The sequence below is a fragment of the Streptomyces sp. NPDC041129 genome (genome assembly GCF_055592265.1).
This window is the reverse complement of the sequence record NZ_JBVIYV010000001.1, coordinates 64,389-90,622: the sequence shown is the minus strand read 5'-3', so window position 1 is coordinate 90,622 and position 26,234 is coordinate 64,389. Positions and strand designations below refer to the sequence as shown.

The following is a 26,234-nucleotide window of genomic DNA, read 5'->3' as shown; positions in this document are numbered from 1 at the left end:
CCCACAACCTACCCGCCGGGTGTGACAACCGGCCCGGCTCACAGCTCGGCCGACGCCCCAGGGGCGAGCCGCCGGTGGTCCGTGCCGCCCAGGCGGCCGATGTGGCCGTCGTAGATCGGGCGGGCGAGATCGCTGAGCAGGGCGTCGTGGACGTCGAGGGCGCGCCGCGGCCCGACCTCCCGCAGGTACTCGATGACCTCGGAGATCTTGTTCCAGGGTGCCATCACCGGCACCATCAGGGTCTCGACCGGCCGCTCGGGGACGGTGAGGGCGTCGCCCGGGTGGAAGACCCGGCCCCCGTCGATCAGGTAGCCGACGTTGGTGACGCGGGGGATGTCCGGGTGGATCACCGCGTGCAGCTCGCCGTGGGCCTGCACCTCGAAGCCGGCGGCAGTGAAGGCGTCACCGTGGCCGATGGTGTGCACGCGGCCCGGGTAGGCCGGCGCGAGCCGGTCGGCCACCGATTTCAGGGTCCAGATCTCCGCGCCCGGGCGGGCCTCCAGCGCGGCCCGCAGGCGGCCCTCGTCGAAGTGGTCCGGATGCTCGTGCGTGATCAGGATCGCGTCGGCGCCGACCGCCGCGTCCTGCTCGCTGAATCCCCCCGGGTCGATCACCAGCGTCCGCCCGTCCTTCTCGAGGCGGACGCAGGCGTGCGTCTTCTTGGTGAGCTTCATGGCTACCCATCCTGCCGCGTGTCGCGGCCGGGGGCCTCACTCGGCGGGTGTGGTCTCCTCCCGGACGACCTGCTGGGCCACCCGGAACGCCCTGCTCGCCGCCGGTACGCCGCAGTACACGGCCGCCTGGAGCAGCACTTCCCTGATCTCGTGAGGGGTGAGTCCGTTGCGCAGGGCGGCGCGGACGTGGAGGGCCAGGTCCTCCAGGTGGCCACCGGCGACCAGCGCGGTGAGCGTCACGCAGCTTCGGGTGCGGCGGTCCAGGCCGGGCCGGTCCCAGATCTCGCCCCAGGCGTAGCGGGTCATGAACTCCTGGAAGTCCCCGGAGAACTCGTCGGCCTGCGCCAGCTCCCGGTCGACGTGCGCGTCGCCCAGCACCTCCCGGCGGACCTTCAGCCCGCTCTGGTACCGGTCGGGCGGCGCGAGCGGCTGCGGGGGTACGAAGGGGGCGATCTCGGCGACGGGGACCGCCTGCGGCGGCGCGGCGACGGCCTGGTGGACCGGGGCGGCCGGCAGGGCGGTCTGGCCGGTGTCGTAGGGCTGCTGCCAGGCGGTGGAGAAGTGGCGGACCAGCAGGTCGGTGACGGCGGCGGGCTGCTCGACCGGGACCAGGTGGGAGGCGCCGGGGACGACCGCGAGGCGGGCGTCCGGGATGCCGGCGACCAGGGTGCGGGCCTCGGCAGGGCCGGTGACCTGGTCGTCGGAGCCGACCAGCACCAGCGTCGGCACGCCGACCCGGCCCAGCTCGGGCCGCACGTCGAATCCGGCCAGGGCCTCGCAGGCGGCGATGTAGCAGCCCGGGTCGGTGGTACGCACCATCTGCACGGCCCACTCGGTGATCGCGGGCTGGGCGGCGGCGAACCCGCCGGTGAACCAGCGGTCGGGGGAGGTCCGGGCGATCGGGTCGAGCCCGTTGGTGCGGACGATCACCCCGCGCTGGCGGAATTCGTCGGCGGTGCCGAACCGGGGCGAGGCGGCGACCAGCGCGAGTGAGGCGAGACGCTCGGGGTGGCGCAGGGCCAGTTCGAGGCCGACCGCGCCGCCGAGGGCGCAGCCCGCGTAGCCGAAGCGCTGTACGCCGACCGCGTCCAGCGTGGCCAGCAGCCGTGCCGCCAGCTCGCCGACGGAAGGGGCCGCGTGGGCGGGTGCGCCGCCGTGGCCCGGCAGGTCGAACCGGAAGACCCGCCACTGCTTCGTCAGCTCGGGAATCTGCCGGTCCCACATGTGCCAGGTGGTACCCAGTGAGGGACCCAGGATCAGGACCGGAGCGTCTTCCGGCCCGTCAAAGCGGTATTGCAGGGTGTTCGGTGGTGTCTCACTCACGCCCCAGACCCTCTCACGTCTCACGGACGCCCCTATAACGCGGGGGTGCGGGCAACCGGTCTGACCAGGTTGAATACCTCGCGGGCAGCGTATCGTTTGAGGCACGATGCGACAGGGCCGCGTTCGCCTGGCGGTCGCCGCCGTAGTTGAGCCGACGTGTGCTCCGCCGGCCGGAGGAGTACTCGATGGGGCTGACTCCGCAAAGGGCAGCAAAGGACGTCTCGGTGTTCAGTCGCTCGGGGTTGTCTCCCATGGTGATCAGGAGAGTGACGGCACTGTCCGGGCCGATGCCCACCGGCACGAGCAGCTGTGGGGCGTGGCGTTCGACGAGCTGGGTCAGGCGCTGGTTCAACTCGTTGATCTGCCCGGTGACCTGCTCGATGCGCTCGGCGAGCATGCGCAACGTCAGGTGGGTGGCTTGGGCCACCGCGTCCTCGTCTCCCCCACCGTCGGGTGGGCCGAGGCGTGCGCAGGTGCGGAACAGCTCACGGTTGCCCAAGCTGGAGAGCTGTTCTCGCAGAGCAGGGTCGGCGATGACCAGGATGGCCTTGAGCTGGTTGATCGCCTGAGTGCGGGCCTTGACCGGGGAGTCCTTGGCGAGCTTTGACAACCGGGCACTGTGCACCGGGCCGTCGCCGGATTTGGCCCGGGCCCGGGCGCGGCCTCGCGCAGCGGCCAGTGCGTCGAGCGGGTCCGACTTGCCCAGCAGCCGGCGGGCCGAGCGGTCGGGCCGGTTCACCTCATACACCTGGATCTGCTGCGCCAGCAGGTAGCGGGACAGGCCCCGCGCCGAAGGTGCCGGTGCCCTCCACGCCGGCCCGGCGCACCCGCCCTCGCTTGCGGACCCATACGAGCAGCTGCCGGTAGCCGGCCGCCGTCGCCGGGAAGGACTCGGTGCCCAGGATCTTCCCCAGAGGGGAGATCACGGCGGCGACATGTACCTCGCCGTGCGTGTCCACGCCGAGGACGACCTCGCGCCGAACGGGAGGATCCGTGCTTGAGGAGGTGCTGCGCTGTCGGCTCGTCATGAAGTCATGGCGGACGTTGCACGGCGTCCCCGCCACGCTGCCCGGCCTCCCGACGTTCGCGGAGACCAACCTGCGGACCTACGTCCGGCACCCGGACGGGCGCGACGGACTGTGGTTCCTGTCCATCGAGGTGGCCTTCCCCCCGATGCTGGCGGCCCGCGCCATCGGTGCGCCGTACAACCCCGGCAGGCTCAGCGTCTCCACGAACGGGAACACGGTCTCGTACTCCGGTTCGCGATGGAACAGCGACGCCTCTTACCGCCTGCGCGTCCGGCGCGGCGACCCGATCGAGCCGACGGAGCGCGACGTGTGGCTGACCTCGCGCTGGCGGGCGTACACCCGCCGGCTCGGCCTGCTCTGGGAGACGCCGGTCGAGCACGAGCCGTGGCCGCTGGCCCGCGCCACCGTCGACGTGCTGGAGGAGACACTGACCACCGCGGCGGGCCTCAAGGAGGCGCCGCTCGGCGAGCCCGTGGTGCACTTCTCGGAGGGCGTCAGGCAGGTACGGATCGGGTTCACCATGCCCTGCGCCGCTTGGCGCTTCCGTCAGCCTGCCTGACTCCCAGCAGACCTGTACGGCGCCAAGGCGCCGCAGGTGATACCGGACGGGCACGAGGGGACGAGCCGGATTCCCGGTGGAATCACTCGGAGCACACTCATCTTCCGCCCCCTGGTCCGTAGGCGTTCCTGCGGGGCAGGGGGCGGAAGTGGGCGTGGCGGTCGGGGCGGGCGGCAGCGTGGCGCTGCCCGGGGCCGGGCCTATTTGGGCTTGATCGGTTCGGCGAGGTCGGCCGCCCACTCCGCCAGAGCGGAGACCGAGTGAGCCTTCTCCCCTGCGTGTCCGCCTTGCGGTCCGTCGGGTAGCCCGCCTTCACGGCGCTCTCCACGCGCTGAGGCGGCGTGACCGTATTCGACTTCAGCGGCATAACGGGACACTGCTTGCGTTCTCCCTCGGGCGACTGGGCGTCACTGGCAGCAATGCGGTGATGCTAAAAGATCTCACTCCGGCAGCATTCATGAAAGGTCGGTCCAGGACCCCAGGGTCATCGCCGGGCCCGGGCCGGCGCGCCACCGCGTGAACTCCAGCCCCGTCAACCCTCCCGCCGATTGGGCCTGCCCAAGCCGAGTAGAACGGCCGGCCATGGGAAAGATCAGGGCTTCCGAACGGGCATCTCCGCTCGCCTACGCGCAAGGATCGCCGATGCTTCCTGAGGTCCGCCCTCACGTATCCACCGCCCTCGCAGACCAGTTGGAACACCAACTCGACCTGGCTCCGCATCTCGAGGCCGGCCGGCTCGATGTGGAGGGCGTCGCCGGCATCGCAGTCGTCGCAGCCGCCCACTCCGATGGTTACGCGGCCACCGGCCATCTCCTCGGGCTGCTGGCCGCGCTGCCTGCCCCCACCCAGGCAGGCGAACGCTTCTGGTCGGACCTGTGGAGGTCGTCGGGCACCGCGTACCTGCTACCCGTCAACATGAAGGCTCAGGTGCTGCGTTCTCTGGAAGGAGAGGGAACCGCCCTGGCCAGGCAGATCCTCTCGGCCATCGATGAGATGACTCCGCCCCAGCGCGTGGCGGCCGGAGAGGTGATCGGTCAAGCTCTCGCCGAGTCCGACCATTTGCCCGACCTCAAGACACAGGTCATCGGCGAGTTGTGGCTCCGAGATCTCGAGCTCACCGCCTGGCGCGTTCTGCATGCGGACCGCAGATGGGACGATCCGGATGGACGGCAAGCCTTCCTCGCCGCCTGGACGAGCACCTGATCGTCTACTGCTCCGAACTGCGCGCACAGAGGCGCAGGGCATGCAGCGCCCGCACCGGACGACGCCCGAAGCAACTGAGGTCAGGAAGTTCGGCCGAGGTCACACCCGTCTCAGCAGATCAGGGGCCGCGCAGCGATGGCTGCGCGGCCCCTGTTCGTGCACGCCTTGCACAAGAGCAGGCGCTTCGCCTGGTCGGCAAAGCCCACACGGGCGGCGCTCACCGGACGCAGTGTGCGCGATCCCTCGGGCGGGTATGTCAGGTCAGGCCGGGGTGATGTTCTCGGCCTGCGGGCCCTTCTGGCCCTGGGTGACGTCGAACGTCACGGCCTGGCCCTCCTGGAGCTCACGAAATCCCGTGGAGTTGATCGCGGAGTAGTGCGCGAAGACATCCGGGCCACCGCCGTCCTGGGCGATGAAACCGAAGCCCTTCTCCGCGTTGAACCACTTCACAGTTCCCGTTGCCATGTCTGATGCCTTCCAGTCGATGAACGCCTACCACTCCATGTGGAAGGCAGAGGTGATCGCCCTGGTCCCTGCGGCACAGCACAGCAAAACGCCCACACCGAAGGCGTGGGCAAGAGGGTATTCCGAACCACGACAGCTGACGCAGACGCTACACGGCCGCACGCCGCGTCACCACAGGAAACGATCACACCACACGGCAGACCATGCGTGCGGTGCCCGCCGACGCGGAGGGGCACGCTCATCTCACGCTGCTGTGGTCTGGTTCGCCGACTCGGTGGCGCGTCGGTATTCGGCGTTGATGCGCTGGGCTTCCTCGAGCTGGTCTTCGAGGATGACGATGCGGCAGGCGGCCTCGATGGGCGTGCCGTGGTCGACGAGTTCCCGGGCACGGGCGGCGATGCGCAGCTGGTAGCGGGAGTAGCGGCGGTGTCCGCCCGCCGAGCGCAGCGGGGTGATGAGGCGGGCTTCGCCGATGGCGCGCAGGAAGCCCTGTGTGGTGCCGAGCATCTCGGCGGCCCGGCCCATGGTGTAGGCGGGGTAGTCGTCGTCATCGAGACGGCCGAACATGTCGTCTGCTGTCATTGCACCTCTCTGTGGAACGCGTGGAGGGGCCCTGGCGCCGTACTGGCACCAGGGCCCCGAAGGAACTACTACACCATCTGCCGGCCCTGATACTGCACCGGCCCTCTGTTTCCGCAGACCCGACCGAGACGCTGTCGGGGGCGCGGGGATCGCGGTTGCTCGACCGGAGACCACCTCACTATCGATGTCCTGCGGTACCCGGGTCCAAGACTTCCGCCCGGGCGATCCTGATGGCGCTCGGCTCCTCCGTTCTTCCCTCTTGATCAACTACTCACTAACGGGAACTGCGTACTACTGGCACTGCGAACTGCTGGTGGCCTCGAACAGCGCCACTCTTCGGCAGTCAGCCCCGTCGCCCGTCCTGCGTCTGCTCTGGCTTGGAACCCCACTGCCGAACCTCCCGGTGCGCGCGCCCGCAGCCGACGCCTTCACCGAGGTACTGCTCACTGACTTCACTGCTGGGTACTGCGAACCTTCACTTACTGGTACTGCCACTGCGGTACTGCTCATGGCGGCCCCTGATCACTGCGGGCCACCCGGTCCGGTCGTCAGTCCCGTCGCCGTCCTGCAACCGCTCTGGCTTCGGAACTCCACCACCGCACCGTCCTGCGAACTGCAACTGCGTACTGCTGCCCGGCAGTTCATCTCTGCCGGGCCTCTCTTGATCTCGGCTACGACAGAAACCTTAACCACACCGTCGGCCAATGTCTACTCCAGCGGGTATAGATTTCCGTGCGCTGGAAGATGAGGTGCTCCGCCTCGACCGGTACCCATGTATGGTTCAAGCAGCTGCGAGGCTTTGTCCGGCGCTCACAGTGACCCACCACCGCGTGGCATGTCGGGCTGGGCGTGACGTCGCCGCCCCTGCGCCGCGGCTACCGTCGGCGGCACCGGCCAACACTGCGTCTCGTGAGAACACCACCGACCGGCACGGACGTTTCCAGCCGTGACGCCCCCAGGTCGGCCGTTGACGAGCCTGGCAGAAGGCCCTGGGGCCGCCCTCGACGATCCCGGGATGATCGAGCAGCACGCCACGGCGCCCACCCGCCGGGCCTCCGGCGGCAAGACCGTGAGCGCCCTCCTTGCCCGGTAGCGTCACCGCTCAAGCAGCCGGATGGCCGACGAACATGGTCCGCCTCATACCGCAGCCCGACGAGTTGCCGGGTGTCGTTGCCGCCCTGGTGGATTCCGGCCAGAGCAACCAGAAGTCCCTGGCCGCGGCCACCGGTGGCGCTGCCGTCACCCGGTCGGCCGGCAGCCGAAGCGCTGTGGAGGCAGAGGGTGTCGGCTGTGCCGTGGGATTTCGCCCACTCGGGCGAGTTCACCCGCCGTCTCGACGCCCCCGTGAAGGAGGACGGGGGCGCCCACGCGTCTGCATTTCCATGTCGCCCGGGTCCTGAAGGGCAACGGAGACGGGAACCCGCTGCACACCGTGTGGGCCCGACCGGCGTACCGGTCGGGCCCACACTGCTGCTCAGGTGTCGGCTCGCGTCTCTTAACCCGATCAGGCCGTGACGGGGGTGCCGAGCATCGCGGAGGCATGCTGCATCGGGCTGAGAATGCCCAGGGGCGCTGCCTTGGGAACGGCTCGGCAGGTGAAGCCGAGCGCAGCCATGGCCCGCAGGACTTCGGCGGCGCTGAAGTCACGGCGGTCCTGGCGCGTGATGACCTGGCCGACCTGCTTGACGGGGTAGTGGCGGCGGCCGATGACCACCGATTCACCGGTGACCGGTTCGGGCTTGATGCCCTTCATCGATTCCAGCACGCCGCCCTTGGTGAGCTCGAAGGGGAAGCGGGCGATGACGCAGCGCATGTGACCTCACAGGGAGAAGGGAAAGAACGGTCCGGGCGAGGTGTTTCAGCGGGAGAGGGCGAGGATGCCTAGGGCGCTGCCTTGCTCGTCGACCACCGGCAGGACACCGAGCCGACGGGTGCGCATCGCGTGCTCGGCTTCGGCCATCGTGGTCACGGGTGAGGCGAACGAACCGTGGTCGCCGAGGATGTCGCGCAGGCGGACACGGTCCGTGTAGTCGGAGCTGTCACGGACGGCGGCGAGTTCGGCATGGGTGACCAGGCCGGTGCACTGGCCGTCCTGGTCGCAGACGACCAGTCGGACCGTGCGGGCGGCGGCCATGACGGCCAGCGCTACCTCGACGCTCATGTCGTCACAGACCTGCGGTCCGGCCGCGTCCATGGCCTCCACCGCTGTCCTGTGCGCGGGGTCGGCGTCCGCCGGTTGGGACTGTGTCTGAATCAGCGTCAAAAGGTGCCTCCTGCATAGATGGGCCGGCTTCCTGATCACGAAAGTTCTAGGCCACCGCGCCGAAGCCGGACTGGCGTCCAGGGGTGCGCCTGGTCGCCGAGGCGGGGCGACGGCGGCCTCGGGAGGTGGCGCTGCGCTTGGGGCGTTCGACCACAGGTGCGGTGATGACGACCGGGATGCCGGACGGGGCCTGGGCGCCGGTGATCCGGCTCAGGGCCTCGTCGCCCGAGCGGATCTGGGTGGTCTGCGGCCGGATTCCGGCGTCCGACATCAGGCGGACCATGCCTCGGCGCTGGTTCGGCGTGACCAGGGTGACGACGCTGCCGGACTCGCCGGCGCGGGCGGTACGGCCGCCGCGGTGGAGGTAGTCCTTGTGGTCGGTCGGGGGATCGACATTGACGACCAGGTCGAGGTTGTCGACGTGGATGCCGCGCGCCGCCACGTTGGTCGCCACCAGCACGGTGACGTGCCCCGTCTTGAACTGCGCCAGCGTGCGGGTGCGCTGGGGCTGCGACTTGCCGCCGTGCAGCGCGGCGGCCCGCACCCCGCTGTTGAGCAGATCCTGAGTCAGCCGGTCGACGGCGTGCTTGGTGTCCAGGAACATGATCACGCGGCCGTCGCGGGCGGCGATCTCGGTCGTGGCGGCGTGCTTGTCGGCGCCGTGGACGTGCAGGACGTGGTGCTCCATCGTCGTGACCGCACCGGCCGACGGGTCGACGGAGTGCACGACGGGGTCGGTCAGGTAGCGGCGTACCAACAGGTCGACGTTGCGGTCCAGGGTGGCGGAGAACAGCATCCGCTGCCCCTCCGGGCGCACCTGGTCGAGCAGGGCGGTGACCTGGGGCATGAAGCCCATGTCGGCCATCTGGTCGGCCTCGTCCAGCACGGTGATGCCCACGTGGTTCAGCCGACAGTCGCCGCGGGCGATGAGGTCCTTGAGCCGGCCCGGGGTCGCGACCACGACCTCGGCTCCGCCGCGCAGCGCGCCGGCCTGCCTGCCGATCGACATGCCGCCCACGACCGTGGCCAGCCGCAGCCGCACGGAGCGGGCGTACGGGGTCAGCGCGTCGGTCACCTGCTGTGCCAGCTCACGCGTGGGTACGAGGATCAGCCCCAGCGGCTGACGGGGCTCAGCACGCTGCCCAGCAGTACGCGCGAGCAGGGCGAGGCCGAAGGCCAGGGTCTTGCCGGAACCGGTGCGGCCGCGGCCCAGGACGTCACGGCCCGCCAGGGAGTTCGGCAGCGTCGCTCCCTGAATCGGGAACGGCGCGGTCACACCCTGCCTGCCGAGTTCGGCCAGCAACTGCTCAGGCATGCCGAGATCGGCGAAGCCATCGACGGCGGGCAGCGCGGGGGTGATCGTCCGGGGCAGCGCAAACTCACCTTGCACGGCGGCGGGCCGACGGCCGTAACCGCCGGAGCGGACGGGGCCGCCGGTACGACGCGGTGCCCGCGAGCCGTAGCCGCTGCCGCCCCTTCCGGCATCGGCACGGCCGTCACGGGCGCGGGCGGAGCGGTCGTTCGTATACGTGCGGTTCATGCGGAACCTTCCTCGATGTGGCACATATCAAGGAATTCCCGCCGCTATGCATGGCACGGAGAATTACAAGTATGGACCGGTGACAAAAGAAAGCAGATCTGGCCGGCGGAAACATCCGTGGGCACAGGTGCTGAAATGGGTGACGCGATGGGGACCTTGAGATCCGGGCGCCCGCTGCGGTGCAGCGCTTCAGGACGCGCCTGCGCCCTGGGGGAGGAACCGCTTGTGGTGGTACTGCGGGTTCCTACGAGTCGTCCCGCGGGCGAAATCCGCTGCGGAATACGCGTGCAGCTGGGGCCCGCACCCCGAGGGATGCGGGCCCCAGCTACGGATTGCGCGTGAGCGTCAGGCCGGAACGATGTTCTCGGCCGTCGGGCCCTTCTGGCCCTGCGCGATGTCGAAGTTCACCTTCTGGCCCTCGAGCAGCTCGCGGAAGCCCTGCGCGGCGATGTTCGAGTAGTGGGCGAACACGTCGGCGCCGCCACCGTCCTGCTCGATGAAGCCGAAGCCCTTTTCCGCGTTGAACCACTTCACGGTACCAGCAGCCATGTCATATCTCCTTTGGGGCAGTGCATCGGCGTCCGCACTGCGCAAACGCCATGTCGCCGCGATGATTACCCCGCCCGGATATGACCGGAAATACAAAAGTCCTCTCGCCCGGCAGAAGCCTGGCGGGGGCACTTGAAGTTTTGGGAACCACAACTGCAACTGAGATAGACAGTAGCACGCCGGAGCCGCCCGTGTGCGTTGGATAATTCCACTCCGCTCTTCGCGGCAAAAACTCCAGCTGCGCGACCCTCCAAAAACTGATCCCTCGGGAACAGATATTGATTCACTCGGCGTTGACCTTCTCAGATCGGAGACATCGCAGATCAGACGATGATCCCGAATCAGCCGCAGGCCCGCTGGGGCGCCGCCGGAGCAGGCGGCGTTGGTGACCAGGAGCCGGGTGCCCTGCCGACAGATGGGAGACCAGCTCCTACAAGCCACCTGTCAAGCACTGCAGAACCGGGGCCTGGTGACGATGTCCCGGAAGGCCGGGCAGTGGAGCGTCGCCCTGACAAACGCCCGTCGGCACTACCTGGCACACGGCACGTACCCTCCCCGCGGATCACGCCCGCAAAAGACTCGGGCCGCCACTCCACGCACCCGGTCCCCGCGAGCGCAGGCAACTCAGGCCGCCGAGCGAAAGCCAAGCCCTCCCTCGCAGCCTCGTGTGACGTTCACGGAGCAACTGTTGCAGGAGCCCGCGGGGGCCTGCGGCAGGATCGTCACGAGCGGTAGCGGTCCCGGCTTGGAGAAGTGGCCGTCCCGCGTCGCCGCCGCGCAGATCCGGACGGATTCCGGAGACGAAGGAGCTGTACGGAAGCTGGTGCCCTGACGGGTACGAGATCACGCTCGTCGACATCCCCGCCTGGCACCTCGCCGTCCCCGATCCCGTCCCGGTGCCCTCGCGGCTCACTCGGCCGCGCGCTGTTATCCGGGCCATGCAGAACGAACGCCAGCGGCTCGGGCTGACCAAGCCCGTCCAAGGAGGCGCTCCACCCACCGACACCGACCCGGCACATCGCACGGGGGCCGCGCCCGGGAGCCCGGCCGACGGCGGCATTGGCCTCCGGGCGTGTTGTCGATTTAGGCTGCGTCGGTTCGTGCCGTTCACGGCGGCAGCCCATCGACGGAGAGGAAAGCCGATAATGCAGCAGGCATCGGCCACCGACCCGGCTCCCGGGCGCCGCCCCGAGCTGGTCCCTGACCCTGATGTGGAGGCGGCCCGGATCGCGGCGGTGCGCCGCTACGACATCCTCGACACTCCGCCCGACGGGGCGTTCGACCGGGTGGCGGCGATGGCTGCCCGGCTCTTCGACGTGCCGGTGGCGACCGTCACGATCGTGGACACCGACCGCATCTGGTTCAAGGCCGCCCACGGCCTGCAGGGTGTCGCGGAGATCGGCCGTGATCCGGGCCTGTGCGGCTCGGCGATCCTGCGTGATGACACGATGGTCATCCCCGACACCCTCAAGGACCCCATCGCGGTGGACAATCCGCTGGTCGCCGGAGAGATGGGGGTGCGTTTCTACGCCGCCGCACCGATCATCACCCCCGACGGGCACCGGCTGGGCACGGTCAACGTCCTCGACACCCGGCCGCGCTCGATCACCGAGGAGGACACCGCCACCCTGGCCGATCTCGCCGCGATCGTGCTGGACGAGATGGAGCTGCGGCTGTCGGCGCTGCGCGCCCTGCGCGACGAGCAGGCCCGTCGGGAGGCGGAGGGGCGGCACGCCGAGGCGGAACGGGCGCGGGCCGAGGCGGAGCGGGCGGCGCGGGAGAAGGCGGAGCAGGACAGGGCCGCGATCGCCGCGTTCGCGTCCACCCTCCAGCGCACCCTGCTGCCCCCGGCCCTTCCCGTGGTGCCCGGCTTGGAGCTGGCCTGCCACTACCGCACCGCCTCCGCCCACGACGTGGGCGGCGATTTCTACGATGTCTTCCCCCTCGACGGCGGCCGGTGGGCGTTCTTCCTCGGTGACGTGTGCGGCAAAGGCCCGGAGGCGGCGACCGTCACCGCCCTGGCCCGCCACACCCTGCGCGCCGCGGCCCAGATCGACGCCGGCCCCGTCACTGTGCTGAGCGCGCTCAACACCGTGCTGCTCACCGACGTCACCGCCGGCCGCCGCTTCTGCACGGTCGTCTTCGGCCTTCTGGAGCCCCGGGAGGACGGCGGCTTCACCGTCACCGTCGCGACCGGCGGCCATCCGCCGGCCTACCACGTGCGCCCCGACGACAGTGGTGCCGTCTGGGTGCGGGCCGTACGCCCCAAGGGCGGGATGCTCGTCGGTGCTTTTCCGCAGGCGCCCTTCGCCCAGACCACGTTCTTGCTGACGGCCGGAGAGAGCCTGTTCCTCTACACCGACGGGCTGATCGAAGCCCGCACCACCGAGGGCGCCATGCTCGGTGACGACGGCCTGACCGGCTTCCTCCACCAGCGCACCGGGCTCGTCACCGCCACCTCCCTGGTCGAGGACAGCATCACCCTGCTGGCCTCGCTGCCCGACGGAGCCAGCGACGACGTGGCCCTGCTGGCCCTGTCCGTCCCCCACCCTCACACCACACCCGACGGCAGTGTCGCTGCCACCGCCCGCACCGCCGCCGCGCCCGAACACTTCGGCCAGGAGTGATGACCGACGTGACCGACACGCTGCAGCTGACCGTCCAGCACCCCCGTCCCGGCCTCGCGATCGCCACAGTCGTCGGCGACGTGGACACACGCACCGCGGACACCCTGCGCCACGAAGCCTCGGGAATCATCGAGCAAGGGTGCCCGCACCTGGTTCTGGACCTGTCGCAGGTCGGCTTTTGCGACTCCGCCGGTCTGAGCGCGCTCATCGGCCTCTGGCACGCCGCCCAGGCGGCGGGCGGTGCACTCCGACTCGCCAACATCCCCGACCGCCTGATGCGGATGCTCGTCCTCACCGGCGTCGATGCAGTCCTGCCGGTCCATGCCACCGTCACCGAAGCAGTCACCACCATGACCGACAGCCCACACACCCACACAGGCGAGCACAGCTCAACCTCCCCCGCCTCCGGCGGCGGCGGGACCGGTGAACCGATCGGTGCAGAGCGCACGACCTGCGACCGCTCTCCCAACCCCTCTGCCAACCTGAGCTGATCGCGTCGAGCCACCAGAAGTGCCGTGCGCCTCCGGAAGCGTCTGGTCCTGCGGTCGGCCGAAGCGCCGGTGGGCCGCCCTGTCCTTGCTGTGCTCCATCTGGGACGCCATGAGCGGATCGGGCTTCGGTTGTGACATCGTTTCCGCTTGAACCCGACGGCTCGGGTTCGAAGTGGGGGTCCTGGAGGGCGCGCGGTGTGCGGTGGTACATCGCGAAGGTCGCAGGTGAGGATCGGCGTGGATCAGATTGGGCCCAGGACGCCGCGTCCGTCACGGCGCACCCCTCAGTCCAGCGCCAGGTGCATACGCACGATCAGGCCCGACGGCGGGGTGCGCATCTCGACCAAGTCGCACAACTGGTGCATCATCCAGACGCCACGGCCGCCGGCCGGGGACAGCGGATCGGGACGGCGTCGGTCGACGAGCGCGTCCGTGAGCCGTCCGCGGTCCTGCACCTCGACGACCAGGGTGTCGGCCGTGCGCCACAGTCCGCGGCGGAGGGCTGGCCGATCCGGTGAGCCAGCCAACCCAACATGAGTTGGTTGCAGCACCGACTCCTCACCGGCCTCCGCGCAACTGCTCGCGTCCGCGAACCGGGCACACGTACGGAGGAGTTCGGCATTGCCCAGTCCGGCCAGTTCTTCCCGTAAAGCTGGATCAGCAGTTATGGAGACGTGAGGAACTCTCACTCGACTCCGGACAGTTCATGACGAGGTGTCACCCGACCATGATCCCCCACTCAAGATCTTTCGAGGACGCGGCCGAGTTCTGTGATGGGTGAGGCCCTCAGGTTTCGGCGGGGATCGCGACCTCTACCGCCGACCGCAGGAGGGCCTCATCCGCCTCACGCGTAATGCGACACGCTTCAGGGGTGCAGTGCTCGTTGCAGCGCCTCGATGGCGAGTGTGCGCGCGACCGTGGTCGCCTTGGAGTCGCGGAGGCTGTCGAGCATCAGGAAGTCGTGAACCATTCCCAGCACTCGGACCGCGGTGACGTCCACTCCCGCCTCGCGGAGCCTGGCCGCGTAGGCCTCGCCTTCGTCACGCAGTACGTCGGCCTCGTCGGTGATGACCAGTGTGGTGGGAAGGCCACGGAGCTGCTCGATGTCGGCCCGCAGCGGCGAGGCATAGATTTCGGTGCGCTGCTTGGGGTCCGAGGTGTAGGCGTCCCAGAACCACTTCATCCCGTCGCGAGTGAGGTAGTAGCCGTCGGCGAACTGCTGGTAGGACGGAGTGTCGAAGTTCGCGTCGGTGACGGGGTAAAGCAGCACCTGGGCGGCAAGTTGCACATCTCCGCGTTCCTTGGCCATCAGCGCGAAGACCGTCGACATGTTGCCGCCCACCGAATCGCCGCAGACCGCTATCCGTGAGGCATCGAGGTTCTGTTCCCCGCCGTTTTGGAGGATCCACTTCCCGACCGCGTAGTTCTGCTCGATCTGAGTCGGGTACTTCGCCTCGGGGGCCCTGTCGTAGACGGGGAAGACCACTGCGGCGTTCGCTCCGACCGCCAGTTCGCGGATCAGCCGGTCATGCGTCTTCTCGTCGCCGAACACCCATCCGGCGCCGTGGATGTACAGGACCACCGGGAGGGTTTTCATCGTTCCCCGGGGGCGGATGATACGCGTGCGGACGTTGCCGTACTGCCCGGCGTCGATGGTCACCCAGTCCTCGTCCACCGCCGGCTTGGCCACCCCTTCCCCTTCCTGGAGACCATCGAGGATCTCGCGGCCGTTCTCCGGCGGGACCTCGTAGATGCGCGGATGTGGCGACGTGGCCTCCGTCAGCTCCCGGGCAGAGGGTTCCAGGACTGGGGTTGCGGCGGAGCGAGAAGCGGGCATGGTGCGCCTCCTGCCTCAGATGTAGCGGTACATGCAGCTGACCCACCCGCCTCCCATCGTCTCTCAGCAGCGCATCGGTGCAACCGCGGGACAGGGCGTGAAGCCCAGGTCACGTTGGGTCGTCGAGGCTGCACCATGGCGCGGATCCACCGTCTGGTCCCGCCTTGTGGCTGTACTTCCGTCCCTGCGCGGGGTGCCGCCGCAGAGCCGGTGCACCTGTGGTGCGCCCGGTCGCGGGTCTCGTCTTCGGGCAACCGAGGGTCCCTGTGCCGTGTTCATCCTCCGCCGTATCCGACTCCGGCCGACTTGTTCCGCCAAGCCTGTGGCGGGAATAGCGACTTCCGCAGGTTCTGTGCGGGTCAGACGGCCTCTCAACTGGGGGAATCCGCAAGTCTGGTGGGCAGTCGATGGACGGCATACGGTGGCGCACCCGTGCCGGTGCTCCCTGGCGGGATGTGCCCGAGCGGTATGGCTCGTGGAATCAATCGCCTCAAGCGCCACCGCGCGGTCGCCACGAGATACGACAAGCTCGCCGTCCGCTCCGAGGCGACCGTGCTGGTGGCAGCCATCAACGAGTGGCTGTGAGCAGCACGGTCGAAGGAAGTTTCAGCCGTCTCGACCCTGCCATGTGGTCACGCAGGCTTCGTTCCCCTCCAGGTCGGCAAGTACCCAGAAAGCGGGGGCACGGGTCGCGGACACAAGCCGGCCTCCAGCCGCCAGTGCGGTCTCGATCCGTCGGGGCGCCTCGTCATGCGGGACACAGATGTCGAAGTGGATGCGATTGCGCTGTGGGCGCGCCCGGTCCATCTGCTGGAACCAGATGGCAGGGCCCTGCCCGACCGGGTCGATGAGCGGATCCTCCGGTCCCTCGGCACCCGCCTCATCCGTGTAGCCCAGCACCGCCTTCCAGAACGGCCGAATCCCGGCGATGTTCAGTGCATCAATCGCGATCTCCAGAAGCTGGACGGACCGTAGTGCCCCCGTTCCGATTTCGGGCTCTACCAGAAGCCCGGCCCTGTCAGCCGTGGCGGAGATCTGACGCGCGAGTTCGACATCCCGGGTAGTAACCGCTGCGCGGTCCAACGACTGCAGAGTGAAGACGACCCGATCGGGGCGGACATCGACCCGAAGGTGCCGGTCGGCGTCGTCGCCGCACACCGCGACAGCGTCCGCCGCCAAGCCCATCGCCTGAGCCAGCGATCTGACCCGGACCGACGTTCGCAAAGTGCCCAGCAAGAAGCGCCACCCGTAGTCCTGGACAGCCTCTGATGCTTCCTGCCGACTCAATATCTGCTCCATGGCCGCATCCTTGCAGCCCCCAGCTGTCAGCCCCGCCTGCCGGTACTTCTGCCACCAGTCCCCCACAGACCTGATGATCCTGGACACGAAGCTGCGGATCCTGGGGATCGACGGCAGCACGACGGCCGTGCACGCGCCCCCTGAACAGATCATGGGCCGGCACCTCACCGACGGGTTCCACCTTTCCGCGCCCGGTGAGGTCGAGGCGATGCTGGACGGCGTGCTGGAGAGCGGCACGCCCGCACGGGGACACCTGGTGGGGGTGCGTCCGAAGGGCGCGCCCTGCAGCGGACGGCATCGTGCCATGAGGCCCGGGACCTCCCCGGTCACATCGCGTGCCAGCGAGTAGAACCCGAGGCCCCGGCCTCCATGCGCGCCGGCGCCGACGGCCACGAAGGTGCGGTGGGCCTCGATGTAGTCAGGACCGACCCGGTAGCCCGCGTCTGCGGCTGCGTACTTACCCTCGTTCCCGCGCGACGGCCCTCCGTATCGTGACCGGCCGGCTGATCGGGGAAGCGCCTGAACGCATCGGGAAAGTACGTCGCACCGAGGTTCCGTCAGGATGTTCCTCGGCGGGGCCTCGCCGTATCACCCGCTGCCACACAGAGATCACACAGACAACGGATCATGCCGTCCCGCTCTCCGGGTAACGTCAGGGGTATGAGTCATCCGCACCCCGAACTGAAAGCCGCCCCTCCCCTTCCCGAAGGAGGGCTGCGAGTCATCGCCCTGGGCGGCCTGGGTGAGATCGGCCGCAACATGACCGTCTTCGAGCACGCGGGCAAGCTGCTCATCGTCGACTGCGGTGTGCTGTTCCCCGAGGAGACCCAGCCCGGCGTGGACGTGATCCTGCCGGACTTCACCTCGATCCGGGACCGGCTGGACGACATCGTGGCCGTCGTCCTCACCCATGGCCACGAGGACCACATCGGCGGCGTGCCGTACCTGCTGCGCGAGCGGCGCGACATCCCCGTCGTCGGTTCCAAGCTGACGCTGGCGTTCCTGGAGGCCAAGCTCAAGGAGCACGGAATTCGGCCGCGCACGGTACGGGTGCGAGAGGGTGACCGGCGGGGCTTCGGGCCTTTCGACTGCGAGTTCGTGGCGGTCAACCACTCCATCCCGGACAGCCTCGCGGTCGCGATCCGCACCCCGGCCGGGATGGTGCTGCACACCGGCGACTTCAAGATGGACCAGTTCCCCCTCGACGACCGCATCACCGATCTGCGGGCCTTCGCCCGCCTCGGCGAGGAGGGCGTGGACCTGTTCCTCACCGATTCCACCAACGCCGAAGTACCCGGCTTCACCACCTCCGAGCGGGAGCTGAACCCGGCGATCGAGCAGGTGATGCGCACTGCGCCGCGCCGTGTCATCGTCTCCAGCTTCGCCAGCCATGTGCACCGCATCCAGCAGGTCCTGGACGCCGCCCACCAGCACGGCCGCAAGGTCGCCTTCGTCGGCCGGTCGATGGTCCGCAACATGGGCATCGCCCGTGACCTGGGCTATCTGAAGGTCCCGTCCGGTCTGGTCGTGAGCACCAAGGAGCTGGAGAAGCTCCCGGACCACAAGATCACGCTGGTGTGCACGGGCTCCCAGGGCGAACCGATGGCCGCGCTGTCACGGATGGCCAACCGCGACCACGTCATCCGCATCGGCAAGGGCGACACCGTTCTGCTCGCCAGCTCCCTCATCCCCGGCAACGAGAACGCCATCTACCGGGTGATCAACGGACTCACCCGGTGGGGCGCCCACGTCGTCCACAAGGGCAACGCCAAGGTGCACGTCTCCGGACACGCCAGCGCCGGCGAACTCGTCTACTGCTACAACATCGTCAAACCCCGCAACGTCATGCCCGTACACGGCGAATGGCGCCATTTGCGGGCCAACGGCGACCTCGCCATCCGTACCGGTGTCGACCCCGACCGGGTCGTGATCGCCGAGGACGGCGTCGTCGTCGACCTCGTCGACGGGCGCGCGTCCATCACCGGCAAGGTCCCCGCCGGCAACGTCTACGTGGACGGCATGGAAGTCGGCGGCGCCACCGAGGCGTCCCTCAAGGACCGCCTCACCCTCGCGGAGGAAGGCGTCGTCACGGTGGTGGCGATCGTCGACGCCGACACCGGCGCCCTCGCCGAGCCCCCCGACTTCCTGGCCCGCGGCTTCGTCCACGACCACACCACCTTCGAGCCGGTCATCCCCGTCATCGAGAAGACCCTGGCCACCGCAGCCGAGGAAGGCGTCGGGGACGCCCACCAGCTCGAACAACTCGTCGCCCGCGCCGTGGCGAACTGGGCGTTCCGCACCCACCGCCGTAAGCCCCTCATCATCCCCGTCATCATCGACGCCTGAGCCACAGCCCGGCAGTACGGTCCCCGGTCGCGGTCTCGCCGGCATCGCGGCCGGGCACGGAAGTCAGCAGCCACCCCAGGAAGCCGGGGCGGCAAGACAGTCCACGTGATGAGTAATCGGAAATACGTCCCAAGGACTGGAGGTGAACGCCTCCCACTCCATGTGGAAGGCGCTCATCTCACGCTGCTGTGGTCTGGTTCGCCGACTCGGTGGCGCGGCGGTATTCGGCGTTGATGCGCTGGGCTTCCTCGAGCTGGTCTTCGAGGATGACGATGCGGCAGGCGGCCTCGATGGGCGTGCCGTGGTCGACGAGTTCCCGGGCACGGGCGGCGATGCGCAGCTGGTAGCGGGAGTAGCGGCGGTGTCCGCCCGCCGAGCGCAGCGGGGTGATGAGGCGGGCTTCGCCGATGGCGCGCAGGAAGCCCTGTGTGGTGCCGAGCATCTCGGCAGCCCGGCCCATGGTGTAGGCGGGGTAGTCGTCGTCATCGAGACGGCCGAACATGTCGTCTGCTGTCATTGCACCTCTCTGTTCTGTGGCACGCATTGAGGGGCCCTGGCGCCGTACTGGCACCAGGGCCCCGAAGGAACTACTACACCATCTGCCGGCCCTGATACTGCACCGGCCCTCTGTTTCCGCAGACCCGACCGAGACGCTGTCGGGGGCGCGGGGATCGCGGTTGCTCGACCGGAGACCACCTCACTATCGATGTCCTGCGGTACCCGGGTCCAAGACTTCCGCCCGGGCGATCCTGATGGCGCTCGGCTCCTCCGTTCTTCCCTCTTGATCAACTACTCACTAACGGGAACTGCGTACTACTGGCACTGCGAACTGCTGGTGGCCTCGAACAGCGCCACTCTTCGGCAGTCAGCTCCGTTGCCCGTCCTGCGTCTGCTCTGGCTTCGGAACTCCACCACCGCACCGTCCTGCGAACTGCAACTGCGTACTACTGCCCGGCAGTTCATCTCTGCCGGGCCTCCCTTGATCTCGGCTATGACAGAAACCTTAACCACACCGACGGCCAATGTCTACTCCAGCGGGTATAGATTTCCGTGCGCTGGAAGAGGAGGTACTCCGCCTCGACCAGTCTTCCTCGACCGGTCCCATGGATGGTTCAAGCAGTTGCGGACTCCCGTCGTCCCCGTCGCGCCGGCTGAGGCGCGCGCAGGTGCGGAACAGCTCGCGGTGAACAGCTGAATCACGATCACGCCGAAGACGATCACCGCGAGGAGCACACTCAGTCACGAAGGCCCATGTCTCTCACACTCCTCCTACCGCGGTGGGCACGTGAGCGGTGGCAGGTCCGTCAGGAGTGCGTGCGGCGGGGCGGCGGGCGTCGTGTCCGCCTTCGGAGTCCCAGATCGCCTGCCGGAGCGAGTTCGAGCCGGCCGCTGCCTCTGCCGCGGCCCGGAAACCTTCGGCCTCATGGATCAGGCCGGTCGCCGTGAGACTCCGCGACAGGTCGACGGCCGTGGCCATGAGCCGGGCCGCGGTGGCCGGCCCAGTCTCCGGCGGGATCACCAGCAGGTTCCAGCAGTCGAACGTGTAGGACAGCAGCAACAGCTTGTGCGGGTCCTGCCCGGCGTTGGACCAGCTGACGCGCACCATGTGGCCGTGGGCGGGCACTTTTCCTGGGATGACCGGCCAGAACCTGCGGCTCACCGCGACCCGGGTGATCCGCCCCCACAGCGAGTCGAGACATTCGACGAGCGCCGGGAGCTGCTCCGTCAGGTTGCGCGAACGGGGCCACCAGGCACCGTCGATCAGGGCCGGAGGGGCGCCGGCCGGCGCCAGCGTGAGTCGGAGCGGTGACGGAGAAAGGACCCGGCCTCCGACCGCGGGTGTGAACGGAATGGTCGCGGACATGGCGCGGACCCAACCCCGGGCCGGTCACAGCCGGCCCGGTTGTCATGAATCGCCGAGGACGACCCGGCGTGGAAGCCGGTGTACGAGATGCTCTCGGTAATCACCAGGGTACTCCTCGCCGACGCCCGGCGGACCGGCGGGAAGCGACGGCCTGAACGGAACACGAGGAACACGTCCCACAGCCAAGGAGTGCTGGGCCGGGCTCGCGAGCCGTCGTGCGGGAGAGCGGTCCGGGAGCCGGCATATGAATTGTCCCGGTGCCCTCGGCCCACTCCCGCCGGTATCGACAGCCGTGCGGCCGCAGCACCCGCCGCGGCAGCACCACTGGCCGGCACCGGCCGCACCGACAAGTCCCTCAGCCCGGCCGGCACCGCGCCCGGCACCGCGGCGTGACCCGACCACGGCCTGAGCGATCCGTGCCACCAGGAAGGACTCGTGACGGTCGCCTGTCGCGCGCGTCCTGCGGGCATCAGCTGATGACGGGAGTACGACCGAAGGAGGTTTCAGGTCGGCGTAGGCGGCGTGTCACCGCCCGTATCGACGAGGATCTGTTCGGCCTCGGACGTTGCCGGCCCGTACGGCCCTGGCCATCGCGACTCGCTTCCCCGCGAGCGGTCCCGGGGACAGGCAACGGCTCCGGCGCATACCCGCCGGAGCCGCCCTTCCGGGTCATTGCACGTGAGCGTGCGCCGACCCGCTTTGCACGTTACACCCAAAGGGACCAATCGGACATGGACAGTCCCTGCGAAGGTCCACCTCGGTCCGTGAAGCCGACGCGGCGGCTCAGCCACACCCTTCCTCTGCTGGCTCCATCCGCCGGATCCCCCCGTGCGTCGGTGTGATCAGCGCGGGCGTGTTGCCCCTCACCCAGTCCACGACGACCCCGCCTTCGCCCGCCAGGTGCATACAGGCAGCGGCCATGTCCTGCTCGGGGATCCCGAGCTCCCCCTCGCCACTGCCGCTCCGCAGGACGACGACGGAATCACCGGAACGCGTCGGCTCGTCGAACAGAATGGGCCGGTCGAGATGTTCACATGGGGAGGCGAGCGGGCGCCGACGTCCTGTGGTCCCCGCCCGGCGGCGGGTCGGCCGGTCCGGACAGCCCGCTGGAACCGGCTTCCAGGACGGGGCGTGCGGGGACGGACTCGGTGCTCTCGCCGAGGAAGCCGCCCGACTGGTGCTGCCACAGCTTGGCGTAGGCACCGTTCGCCGCGAGCAGCTCCTCGTGGGTGCCCTGCTCGACGACGCTCCCGCGGTCGAGGACGACGAGACGGTCCATGCCGGCGACGGTGCTCAGACGGTGGGCGACCACTAGGGCCGTACGTCCCTCCATCAGCCGCCACAGGGCGTCCTGGACTAGGAGCTCACTCTCCGAGTCCAGCGCGCTGGTCGCCTCGTCGAGCAGCAGGATCGGAGCGTCGCGCAGGATGGCTCTGGCGAGGGCGACGCGCTGGCGCTGACCGCCCGAGAGCTTCACCCCCCGCTCCCCCACCAGAGTGCCGAAGCCGTCGGGGAGTTGGTCGGCGAACTCCGTGACGTGCGCGGCCGCGGCCGCCGCGTGGATCTCTTCGTCGGTGGCGCCGGGCCGGGCGAAGGCGATGTTGTCCCGCAGGCTGCGGTGGAACATGGCGGGTTCCTGCGGGACGTAGGCGATCAGTGAGCGCAGGTCGGTCTGGCGCAGCCGGCTGATGTCCTGACCACCGATCAGGATGCGTCCGTCGCCGATGTCCGACATCCGCAGCAGGAGCCGGGTGAGCGTGGTCTTGCCGCCGCCGGACCTGCCGACCAGACCGATCCGGGCGCCTGCGGGCACGTCCAGGTCGAGTGCCTGGAAAATCGGCTTCGCACCCGTGTGAGCGAAGGTCACCGCCTCGAAGCGGATTCCGGTGTCCCTCGGTGCGAGCGGTTCGGGTTCCGCCGGGTCGAGCACGGTGGGCGGATCCAGCAGCAGCTCCGTGAACTGCGCGGCCTCGGTCATCGAGCTTTCCAGACGCCGGTAGATCTGGTTGAACTCGAACATGATCTGGGTCGCGTTGGAGTAGTAGGTGAAGGCGACGACGACCTCCTCCACTCCCTGGCCCGAGCCCCCGAAGGCGATGACGACCAGCAGACCCAGCACGTTGGTCAGCACGGACATGGGGGCGATCAGGGTGTCGACGCGCAGATTGCCGTAGTCCCACGACCTCAGTGTCAGGCGCCGGGAGTCCGCGACACGCCTGCGGTGTTCGTCGGCCTCCCGCCGCTCGGCCGCGAACGCCCGGATGGTCTCCATGTTCATGAGGCTGTCGGCCACGTGGCCCGAGACCCGGGCGACCGCCGCCTCACGGTCATTGACGAGCCTCTGCCGGCGACGGATGAGAGGTGTCGCCGATACCACCGTCAGCACGATCATCACAAGAAGGCCGGCGACGAGCATCGGTTCGTAGCTCCACAGGACCACGGCACCGAACACCAGCGGAACGAGACTGCCCACGATCCGGTACGTCACCGTGTCGACGAAGTCCTCGAAACGCTTGCCGAAGCTCAGCACCCGTTTGGTCAGGGAGCCGGCGAAGTTGTCGTGGAAGAACGCCGCGTCCTTGGCGAGGAGTTCATCCATGCCGCTCACGTACAGGTGTTCCATGCCAAGGGCGTCCACGCGGTTCAGGCAGTGCTGGCCGACCCGCCACACAGCCTCGGCGAGCAGCAGCGTCACGCCGAAGCCCAGCACGTACGGCAGCGCCGAGGTGAGACGGAGACCGCTGTCACCGGCGGCCTGTCCTGCGAGTTTGGCGATCAGCAGGGGGGCGACGTAGCGGATGCCGATGTTGCCCACGGCCGGCAGCAGCAGCGCCGGCAGGGCCAGCCGTCGTAGTCGAATCAGTTCTCGGCCATAGCGGCGCAGTGCCAGAACGACCGCGCTCCTGCCCGGCGTCGGCCCTCGCGTATCTGTTGTCCCCATCACACTCCCGGAGGTTCGGAAGTCGGAGTCTCCCCTCGAGGAAGGTTCCCAGTCCAGGCATTTAACGCGGACCGGCGAGAACCGGACACCGCTGCGCTCACCGGACGCAGCGGACGTACGCCCGCGGTCACCGGCCCGCCCCCGACGGGACCACCGAACCGGCAGGCAGCGGCACCGGGACGTCAAGTTGATCGCCTGACTGCGCGTCGCGGGGCCGCGACCGGTTCCCTGCCTCGGTCGCGGCCCCGCGGGTGTGGAGGCGGTCGTCCCGGTCAGCAGCAGCCGTCCGCGGCGAGCGGTTCCTTCGCGCCGGTCTCGGCCTCGGCGGGACCGGCGCAGCAGGTGCTGTGCTGCTGCTTGGCCAGGGTGTCGGAGTCGGCCTTGACGACGTACACCTCCCAGGGTTCGCGTCCGGGGCCATGGACCCAGACCTTGTCCTGGAGGGCGTAGCAGCAGGTGGTGTCGTTTTCGACGTCGGTGGCGAGACCCGCCTCGCCGAGGCGGGTGGTGGCGGCGTGGACGTCCTCGGTCGACTCGACCTCGACGCCGAGGTGGTCCATGCGTGTCGGCTCGTCCGGGGCGCCTTCGATGAGGACGAGCTTGAGCGGGGGTTCGGCGATGGCGAAGTTGGCGTAGCCGTCGCGGAGTTTGGCGGGTCCGGTGCCGAACAGCTTGCTGTAGAAGGCGATGGACGCGTCGAGGTCGGGGACTCGGAGGGCGAGCTGCACGCGGGACATGGCGAACCGCCTGTGGGTGTCGGTTTCAGCAGCCGCCGGAGGCGGGGGCGCCGATGCCGGTCTGCAGGGTGGACGGGGCCGCGCAGCACCCGCCTCCCTCGCCTTCCTGGGCGGCTTCGGGGCCGTCGAACAGGCCGGCGCCGCCGCACACCCCGGTCTCGGGGAGGGTCAGCTCGACGCGCTCGGCGGCTTCGCGGTCTCCGGCGATGGCGGCGGTGACGGAGCGGACCTGCTCGTAGCCGGTCATCGCGAGGAACGTGGGGGCGCGGCCGTAGGACTTCATCCCGACCAGATAGAGGTCCTGCTCCGGGTGGGACAGCTCGTTGACGCCGTAGGGGTGGACCGTGCCGCAGGAGTGGACGTTCGGGTCGATCAGAGGGGCCAGCGCGGACGGGGCCTGGAGCCGTTCGTCGAGGCCGAGGCGGACTTCGGAGAGGAAGGACAGTTCGGGCCGGAAGCCGGTGAGGACGATGATCTCGTCGACCGGGTCCAGGCGGCGGCCGTCCTCGGCGACCAGGACCAGGCGGCCGTCGGTGTCCCGTTCGACGGCCTCGGTGCGGAAGCCGGTGGCCGCGCCGGCGTGGCCCGACTCGACGGCGGCCTTGGCGCGCAGGCCCAGTGCGCCGCGGGCGGGAAGCTGGTCGGCATCGCCGCCCCCGTACGTGTTCGCGCTGATACCGCGGCGCAGGATCCACACCGCGTGCGTGCCGTCCTCCTCCTCGGCCAGGTCGGCGAGGCCGGCGAGGGCGGTGAAGGCGGAGGCGCCCGAGCCGACGACGGCGGTGCGCCTGCCCGCGTACCGGGCGCGGACAGCCGGGTCGCCCAGGTCGGGGACGCGGTAGGACATGCGGCCGGTGGCCGTCTTCTCGCCGAGGGCCGGCAGGCCGTCGGCGCCCAACGGACCAGGGGCGGACCAGGTGCCGGAGGCGTCGATGACGGCGCGGGCGGTGATGCGCTCCTCCTGGCCGTCGGCGAGCCGGATGTGGACAGTGAAGGGCTGTTCGTCGCGACCGGAGTCGACGATTCGGTCGCGCCCGGCCCGGGCGACGCCGGTGACCGTGGCGCCGTAGCGGACCCTGTCGCCGAGGGCGTCGGCGAGTGGCTGAAGGTACTTCTCGGCCCAGCCCCCGCCTGTGGGGTAGGTGGCGCCGTCGGGGCGCGTCCAGCCGGTCGGTGCGAGCAGCTTCTCGGCGGCGGGGTCGGTGACCTCGGCCCAGGGGGAGAACAGCCGCACGTGCGCCCAGTCGCGGACGGCGGAGCCGGCGGACGGTCCGGCTTCCAGGACCAGCGGTTCGATGCCGCGCTCGACGAGGTGGGCGGCCGCGGCAAGGCCGATGGGGCCGGCTCCGATGACCACGACGGGCAGCTGGTCGGTGGTGGGCGCGTTCACGGGTCTCCCCTTTGCTTCGACGTTTGTCGATGGCTTGTGCGGCCAGCATGGCACCTGGATAGGCAAACGTCAATATAGACATCCATCGAAGAATAAGCTTCGCCCTCGTCAGCTTGGTTCGACATGTGTCAACATAGACATATGTCGAATACGAAGGTGCTGCCGTTGCTGGAGCAGGGGGGTTCGGCCGCCGTAGCGCCGTGCTGCCCGCCCCTCACCGAGCGCCCGCTGACCGCCGGTGAGGCGGAGAAGACCGCCCGGATGTTCAAGGCGCTCGGCGATCCGGTGCGGTTGCGGCTGTTCTCGCTGGTCGCCTCGCACGAGGGTGGCGAGGCGTGCGTGTGCGACATCTCCGACGTCGGCGTCTCCCAGCCGACCGTCTCCCACCACCTGAAGAAGCTGAAGGATGCCGGGCTGCTGACTTCCGAGCGGCGCGGCACCTGGGTGTACTACCGGGTGGAGCCGTCGGTGGTCGCCGCGATGGGGCAGATGCTCGGCACTCTCGGCTGAGCCAGG

Annotated in this window: 26 protein-coding genes and 2 pseudogenes; 9 read left to right on the top strand and 19 right to left on the bottom strand. The window is 69.3% G+C overall.

Going from position 1 to position 26,234, the window contains the following annotated elements; genetic code table 11:
* Window positions 1-38: 38 nt before the first annotated feature.
* Genes ACZ6B1_RS00330 through ACZ6B1_RS00315 form a run of 4 tightly spaced genes read right to left on the bottom strand, consistent with a single transcriptional unit; the run spans window position 39 to window position 3,025 of the window.
* Complete coding sequence (locus tag ACZ6B1_RS00330; RefSeq protein ID WP_468773533.1) at window positions 39-674, bottom strand: MBL fold metallo-hydrolase; 636 nt, start codon at window positions 672-674, stop codon at window positions 39-41.
* A 36-nt stretch (window positions 675-710) separates the two neighbouring features.
* Window positions 711-1,997: a bifunctional 3-oxoadipate enol-lactonase/4-carboxymuconolactone decarboxylase PcaDC gene (gene pcaDC / locus ACZ6B1_RS00325; RefSeq protein ID WP_468773531.1), complete on the bottom strand. Its 1,287-nt coding sequence runs from the start codon at window positions 1,995-1,997 to the stop codon at window positions 711-713.
* Between the two features lie 13 nt (window positions 1,998-2,010).
* The gene (locus ACZ6B1_RS00320) at window positions 2,011-2,736 is read right to left on the bottom strand and encodes a transposase (RefSeq protein ID WP_468773529.1); all 726 of its coding nucleotides are present in this window, start codon (window positions 2,734-2,736) and stop codon (window positions 2,011-2,013) included.
* Window position 2,737: 1 nt separating this feature from the next.
* Entirely contained in the window at window positions 2,738-3,025 is a 288-nt protein-coding gene (locus tag ACZ6B1_RS00315; RefSeq protein ID WP_468773527.1) for an IS110 family transposase, read from the bottom strand.
* On the opposite strand from ACZ6B1_RS00315, the gene ACZ6B1_RS00310 reads away from it, so the two are divergent.
* Both ACZ6B1_RS00310 and ACZ6B1_RS00305 read left to right on the top strand, forming a co-directional pair.
* A complete protein-coding gene (locus ACZ6B1_RS00310) occupies window positions 2,991-3,584 on the top strand; it encodes a DUF2071 domain-containing protein (RefSeq protein WP_468773525.1) in 594 nt (197 codons plus the stop codon). The genes ACZ6B1_RS00315 and ACZ6B1_RS00310 overlap by 35 nt on opposite strands.
* 642 nt (window positions 3,585-4,226) lie before the next feature.
* The gene (locus ACZ6B1_RS00305) at window positions 4,227-4,787 is read left to right on the top strand and encodes a hypothetical protein (protein ID WP_468773523.1); all 561 of its coding nucleotides are present in this window, start codon (window positions 4,227-4,229) and stop codon (window positions 4,785-4,787) included.
* 261 nt (window positions 4,788-5,048) lie between these two features.
* Here ACZ6B1_RS00305 and ACZ6B1_RS00300 read toward each other — a convergent pair whose 3' ends face one another.
* Together ACZ6B1_RS00300 and ACZ6B1_RS00295 are read right to left on the bottom strand one after the other, a co-directional pair.
* Entirely contained in the window at window positions 5,049-5,252 is a 204-nt protein-coding gene (locus ACZ6B1_RS00300) for a cold-shock protein (RefSeq protein WP_030212004.1), read from the bottom strand.
* Window positions 5,253-5,495: 243 nt separating this feature from the next.
* Window positions 5,496-5,834, bottom strand: a complete 339-nt coding sequence (locus ACZ6B1_RS00295) for a MerR family transcriptional regulator (protein WP_468773503.1) — start codon at window positions 5,832-5,834, stop codon at window positions 5,496-5,498.
* A gap of 967 nt (window positions 5,835-6,801) precedes the next feature.
* Between ACZ6B1_RS00295 and ACZ6B1_RS00290 the strand changes: the two genes are divergently transcribed.
* A complete protein-coding gene (locus ACZ6B1_RS00290) occupies window positions 6,802-6,927 on the top strand; it encodes a hypothetical protein (RefSeq protein ID WP_468773521.1) in 126 nt (41 codons plus the stop codon).
* A 411-nt stretch (window positions 6,928-7,338) separates the two neighbouring features.
* Here the strand turns inward: ACZ6B1_RS00290 and ACZ6B1_RS00285 are convergent, their stop codons facing one another.
* The 4 genes from ACZ6B1_RS00285 to ACZ6B1_RS00270 form a co-directional block, all read right to left on the bottom strand.
* Window positions 7,339-7,647 (bottom strand): SCO5918 family protein, encoded by a 309-nt coding sequence (locus tag ACZ6B1_RS00285; protein WP_468773519.1) that lies wholly within the window; start codon window positions 7,645-7,647, stop codon window positions 7,339-7,341.
* Window positions 7,648-7,692: 45 nt separating this feature from the next.
* Window positions 7,693-8,097, bottom strand: coding sequence for a CBS domain-containing protein (locus tag ACZ6B1_RS00280; protein WP_468773516.1), 405 nt, complete (start codon window positions 8,095-8,097; stop codon window positions 7,693-7,695).
* Window positions 8,098-8,143: 46 nt separating this feature from the next.
* Window positions 8,144-9,637 (bottom strand): DEAD/DEAH box helicase, encoded by a 1,494-nt coding sequence (locus ACZ6B1_RS00275; protein WP_468773515.1) that lies wholly within the window; start codon window positions 9,635-9,637, stop codon window positions 8,144-8,146.
* 345 nt (window positions 9,638-9,982) lie between these two features.
* Complete coding sequence (locus ACZ6B1_RS00270; protein WP_003973099.1) at window positions 9,983-10,186, bottom strand: cold-shock protein; 204 nt, start codon at window positions 10,184-10,186, stop codon at window positions 9,983-9,985.
* A gap of 1,145 nt (window positions 10,187-11,331) precedes the next feature.
* Here ACZ6B1_RS00270 and ACZ6B1_RS00265 point away from each other — a divergent pair.
* Complete coding sequence (locus ACZ6B1_RS00265) at window positions 11,332-12,813, top strand: PP2C family protein-serine/threonine phosphatase (protein ID WP_468773513.1); 1,482 nt, start codon at window positions 11,332-11,334, stop codon at window positions 12,811-12,813.
* On the top strand, window positions 12,813-13,304 hold the full coding sequence (locus ACZ6B1_RS00260; RefSeq protein WP_468773511.1) for an STAS domain-containing protein: 492 nt from the start codon (window positions 12,813-12,815) through the stop codon (window positions 13,302-13,304). Before ACZ6B1_RS00265 ends, ACZ6B1_RS00260 begins: the two co-directional genes overlap by 1 nt.
* A gap of 284 nt (window positions 13,305-13,588) precedes the next feature.
* Here the strand turns inward: ACZ6B1_RS00260 and ACZ6B1_RS00255 are convergent, their stop codons facing one another.
* The gene (locus ACZ6B1_RS00255; protein ID WP_468773509.1) at window positions 13,589-13,831 is read right to left on the bottom strand and encodes an ATP-binding protein; all 243 of its coding nucleotides are present in this window, start codon (window positions 13,829-13,831) and stop codon (window positions 13,589-13,591) included.
* A gap of 338 nt (window positions 13,832-14,169) precedes the next feature.
* Complete coding sequence (locus ACZ6B1_RS00250) at window positions 14,170-15,141, bottom strand: alpha/beta hydrolase (RefSeq protein WP_468773507.1); 972 nt, start codon at window positions 15,139-15,141, stop codon at window positions 14,170-14,172.
* A gap of 474 nt (window positions 15,142-15,615) precedes the next feature.
* Between ACZ6B1_RS00250 and ACZ6B1_RS00245 the strand changes: the two are divergent.
* Window positions 15,616-15,726 (top strand): annotated as a pseudogene (locus ACZ6B1_RS00245) (IS5 family transposase); the annotation flags it as partial.
* A 21-nt stretch (window positions 15,727-15,747) separates the two neighbouring features.
* Here ACZ6B1_RS00245 and ACZ6B1_RS00240 read toward each other — a convergent pair.
* Window positions 15,748-16,440, bottom strand: coding sequence for a VOC family protein (locus ACZ6B1_RS00240; RefSeq protein WP_468775981.1), 693 nt, complete (start codon window positions 16,438-16,440; stop codon window positions 15,748-15,750).
* Here ACZ6B1_RS00240 and ACZ6B1_RS00235 point away from each other — a divergent pair.
* A complete protein-coding gene (locus ACZ6B1_RS00235; protein ID WP_468776069.1) occupies window positions 16,439-16,789 on the top strand; it encodes a hypothetical protein in 351 nt (116 codons plus the stop codon). The two genes, ACZ6B1_RS00240 and ACZ6B1_RS00235, sit on opposite strands and share 2 nt — an antisense overlap.
* Here ACZ6B1_RS00235 and ACZ6B1_RS00230 read toward each other — a convergent pair.
* Window positions 16,780-16,969, bottom strand: a pseudogene (locus tag ACZ6B1_RS00230) (GNAT family N-acetyltransferase); the annotation flags it as partial. The gene ACZ6B1_RS00235 and the pseudogene ACZ6B1_RS00230 sit on opposite strands and share 10 nt — an antisense overlap.
* A 131-nt stretch (window positions 16,970-17,100) precedes the next feature.
* On the opposite strand from ACZ6B1_RS00230, the gene ACZ6B1_RS00225 reads away from it, so the two are divergent.
* A complete protein-coding gene (locus ACZ6B1_RS00225) occupies window positions 17,101-18,786 on the top strand; it encodes a ribonuclease J (protein WP_468773505.1) in 1,686 nt (561 codons plus the stop codon).
* A 178-nt stretch (window positions 18,787-18,964) separates the two neighbouring features.
* Here the strand turns inward: ACZ6B1_RS00225 and ACZ6B1_RS00220 are convergent, their stop codons facing one another.
* The 5 genes from ACZ6B1_RS00220 to ACZ6B1_RS00200 form a co-directional block, all read right to left on the bottom strand.
* Window positions 18,965-19,303: a MerR family transcriptional regulator gene (locus tag ACZ6B1_RS00220; RefSeq protein ID WP_468773503.1), complete on the bottom strand. Its 339-nt coding sequence runs from the start codon at window positions 19,301-19,303 to the stop codon at window positions 18,965-18,967.
* A 741-nt stretch (window positions 19,304-20,044) separates the two neighbouring features.
* Window positions 20,045-20,650: a DUF5994 family protein gene (locus ACZ6B1_RS00215; RefSeq protein WP_468773501.1), complete on the bottom strand. Its 606-nt coding sequence runs from the start codon at window positions 20,648-20,650 to the stop codon at window positions 20,045-20,047.
* A gap of 1,030 nt (window positions 20,651-21,680) precedes the next feature.
* Window positions 21,681-23,591 (bottom strand): ABC transporter ATP-binding protein, encoded by a 1,911-nt coding sequence (locus ACZ6B1_RS00210; protein WP_468773499.1) that lies wholly within the window; start codon window positions 23,589-23,591, stop codon window positions 21,681-21,683.
* Window positions 23,592-23,863: 272 nt separating this feature from the next.
* The gene (locus tag ACZ6B1_RS00205; protein WP_468773497.1) at window positions 23,864-24,328 is read right to left on the bottom strand and encodes an ArsI/CadI family heavy metal resistance metalloenzyme; all 465 of its coding nucleotides are present in this window, start codon (window positions 24,326-24,328) and stop codon (window positions 23,864-23,866) included.
* A 25-nt stretch (window positions 24,329-24,353) separates the two neighbouring features.
* Window positions 24,354-25,718: an FAD-dependent oxidoreductase gene (locus ACZ6B1_RS00200; protein ID WP_468773495.1), complete on the bottom strand. Its 1,365-nt coding sequence runs from the start codon at window positions 25,716-25,718 to the stop codon at window positions 24,354-24,356.
* Window positions 25,719-25,859: 141 nt separating this feature from the next.
* Here ACZ6B1_RS00200 and ACZ6B1_RS00195 point away from each other — a divergent pair, with 141 nt between their 5' ends.
* Complete coding sequence (locus tag ACZ6B1_RS00195) at window positions 25,860-26,228, top strand: ArsR/SmtB family transcription factor (protein ID WP_468773493.1); 369 nt, start codon at window positions 25,860-25,862, stop codon at window positions 26,226-26,228.
* Window positions 26,229-26,234 lie beyond the last annotated feature (6 nt).

Bases quoted from the DNA above. Each gene is read 5' to 3' on its own strand.
- ACZ6B1_RS00330 (WP_468773533.1), bottom strand. From the start codon at position 674: ATGAAGCTCACCAAGAAGACGCACGCCTGCGTCCGCCTCGAGAAGGAC.
- ACZ6B1_RS00315 (WP_468773527.1), bottom strand. From the start codon at position 3,025: ATGACGAGCCGACAGCGCAGCACCTCCTCAAGCACGGATCCTCCCGTT.
- ACZ6B1_RS00305 (WP_468773523.1), top strand. From the start codon at position 4,227: ATGCTTCCTGAGGTCCGCCCTCACGTATCCACCGCCCTCGCAGACCAG.
- ACZ6B1_RS00300 (WP_030212004.1), bottom strand. From the start codon at position 5,252: ATGGCAACGGGAACTGTGAAGTGGTTCAACGCGGAGAAGGGCTTCGGT.
- ACZ6B1_RS00295 (WP_468773503.1), bottom strand. From the start codon at position 5,834: ATGACAGCAGACGACATGTTCGGCCGTCTCGATGACGACGACTACCCC.
- ACZ6B1_RS00285 (WP_468773519.1), bottom strand. From the start codon at position 7,647: ATGCGCTGCGTCATCGCCCGCTTCCCCTTCGAGCTCACCAAGGGCGGC.
- ACZ6B1_RS00275 (WP_468773515.1), bottom strand. From the start codon at position 9,637: ATGAACCGCACGTATACGAACGACCGCTCCGCCCGCGCCCGTGACGGC.
- ACZ6B1_RS00270 (WP_003973099.1), bottom strand. From the start codon at position 10,186: ATGGCTGCTGGTACCGTGAAGTGGTTCAACGCGGAAAAGGGCTTCGGC.
- ACZ6B1_RS00265 (WP_468773513.1), top strand. From the start codon at position 11,332: ATGCAGCAGGCATCGGCCACCGACCCGGCTCCCGGGCGCCGCCCCGAG.
- ACZ6B1_RS00260 (WP_468773511.1), top strand. From the start codon at position 12,813: ATGACCGACGTGACCGACACGCTGCAGCTGACCGTCCAGCACCCCCGT.
- ACZ6B1_RS00250 (WP_468773507.1), bottom strand. From the start codon at position 15,141: ATGCCCGCTTCTCGCTCCGCCGCAACCCCAGTCCTGGAACCCTCTGCC.
- ACZ6B1_RS00235 (WP_468776069.1), top strand. From the start codon at position 16,439: ATGGCCGCATCCTTGCAGCCCCCAGCTGTCAGCCCCGCCTGCCGGTAC.
- ACZ6B1_RS00240 (WP_468775981.1), bottom strand. From the start codon at position 16,440: ATGGAGCAGATATTGAGTCGGCAGGAAGCATCAGAGGCTGTCCAGGAC.
- ACZ6B1_RS00225 (WP_468773505.1), top strand. From the start codon at position 17,101: ATGAGTCATCCGCACCCCGAACTGAAAGCCGCCCCTCCCCTTCCCGAA.
- ACZ6B1_RS00220 (WP_468773503.1), bottom strand. From the start codon at position 19,303: ATGACAGCAGACGACATGTTCGGCCGTCTCGATGACGACGACTACCCC.
- ACZ6B1_RS00215 (WP_468773501.1), bottom strand. From the start codon at position 20,650: ATGTCCGCGACCATTCCGTTCACACCCGCGGTCGGAGGCCGGGTCCTT.
- ACZ6B1_RS00210 (WP_468773499.1), bottom strand. From the start codon at position 23,591: ATGGGGACAACAGATACGCGAGGGCCGACGCCGGGCAGGAGCGCGGTC.
- ACZ6B1_RS00205 (WP_468773497.1), bottom strand. From the start codon at position 24,328: ATGTCCCGCGTGCAGCTCGCCCTCCGAGTCCCCGACCTCGACGCGTCC.
- ACZ6B1_RS00195 (WP_468773493.1), top strand. From the start codon at position 25,860: ATGTCGAATACGAAGGTGCTGCCGTTGCTGGAGCAGGGGGGTTCGGCC.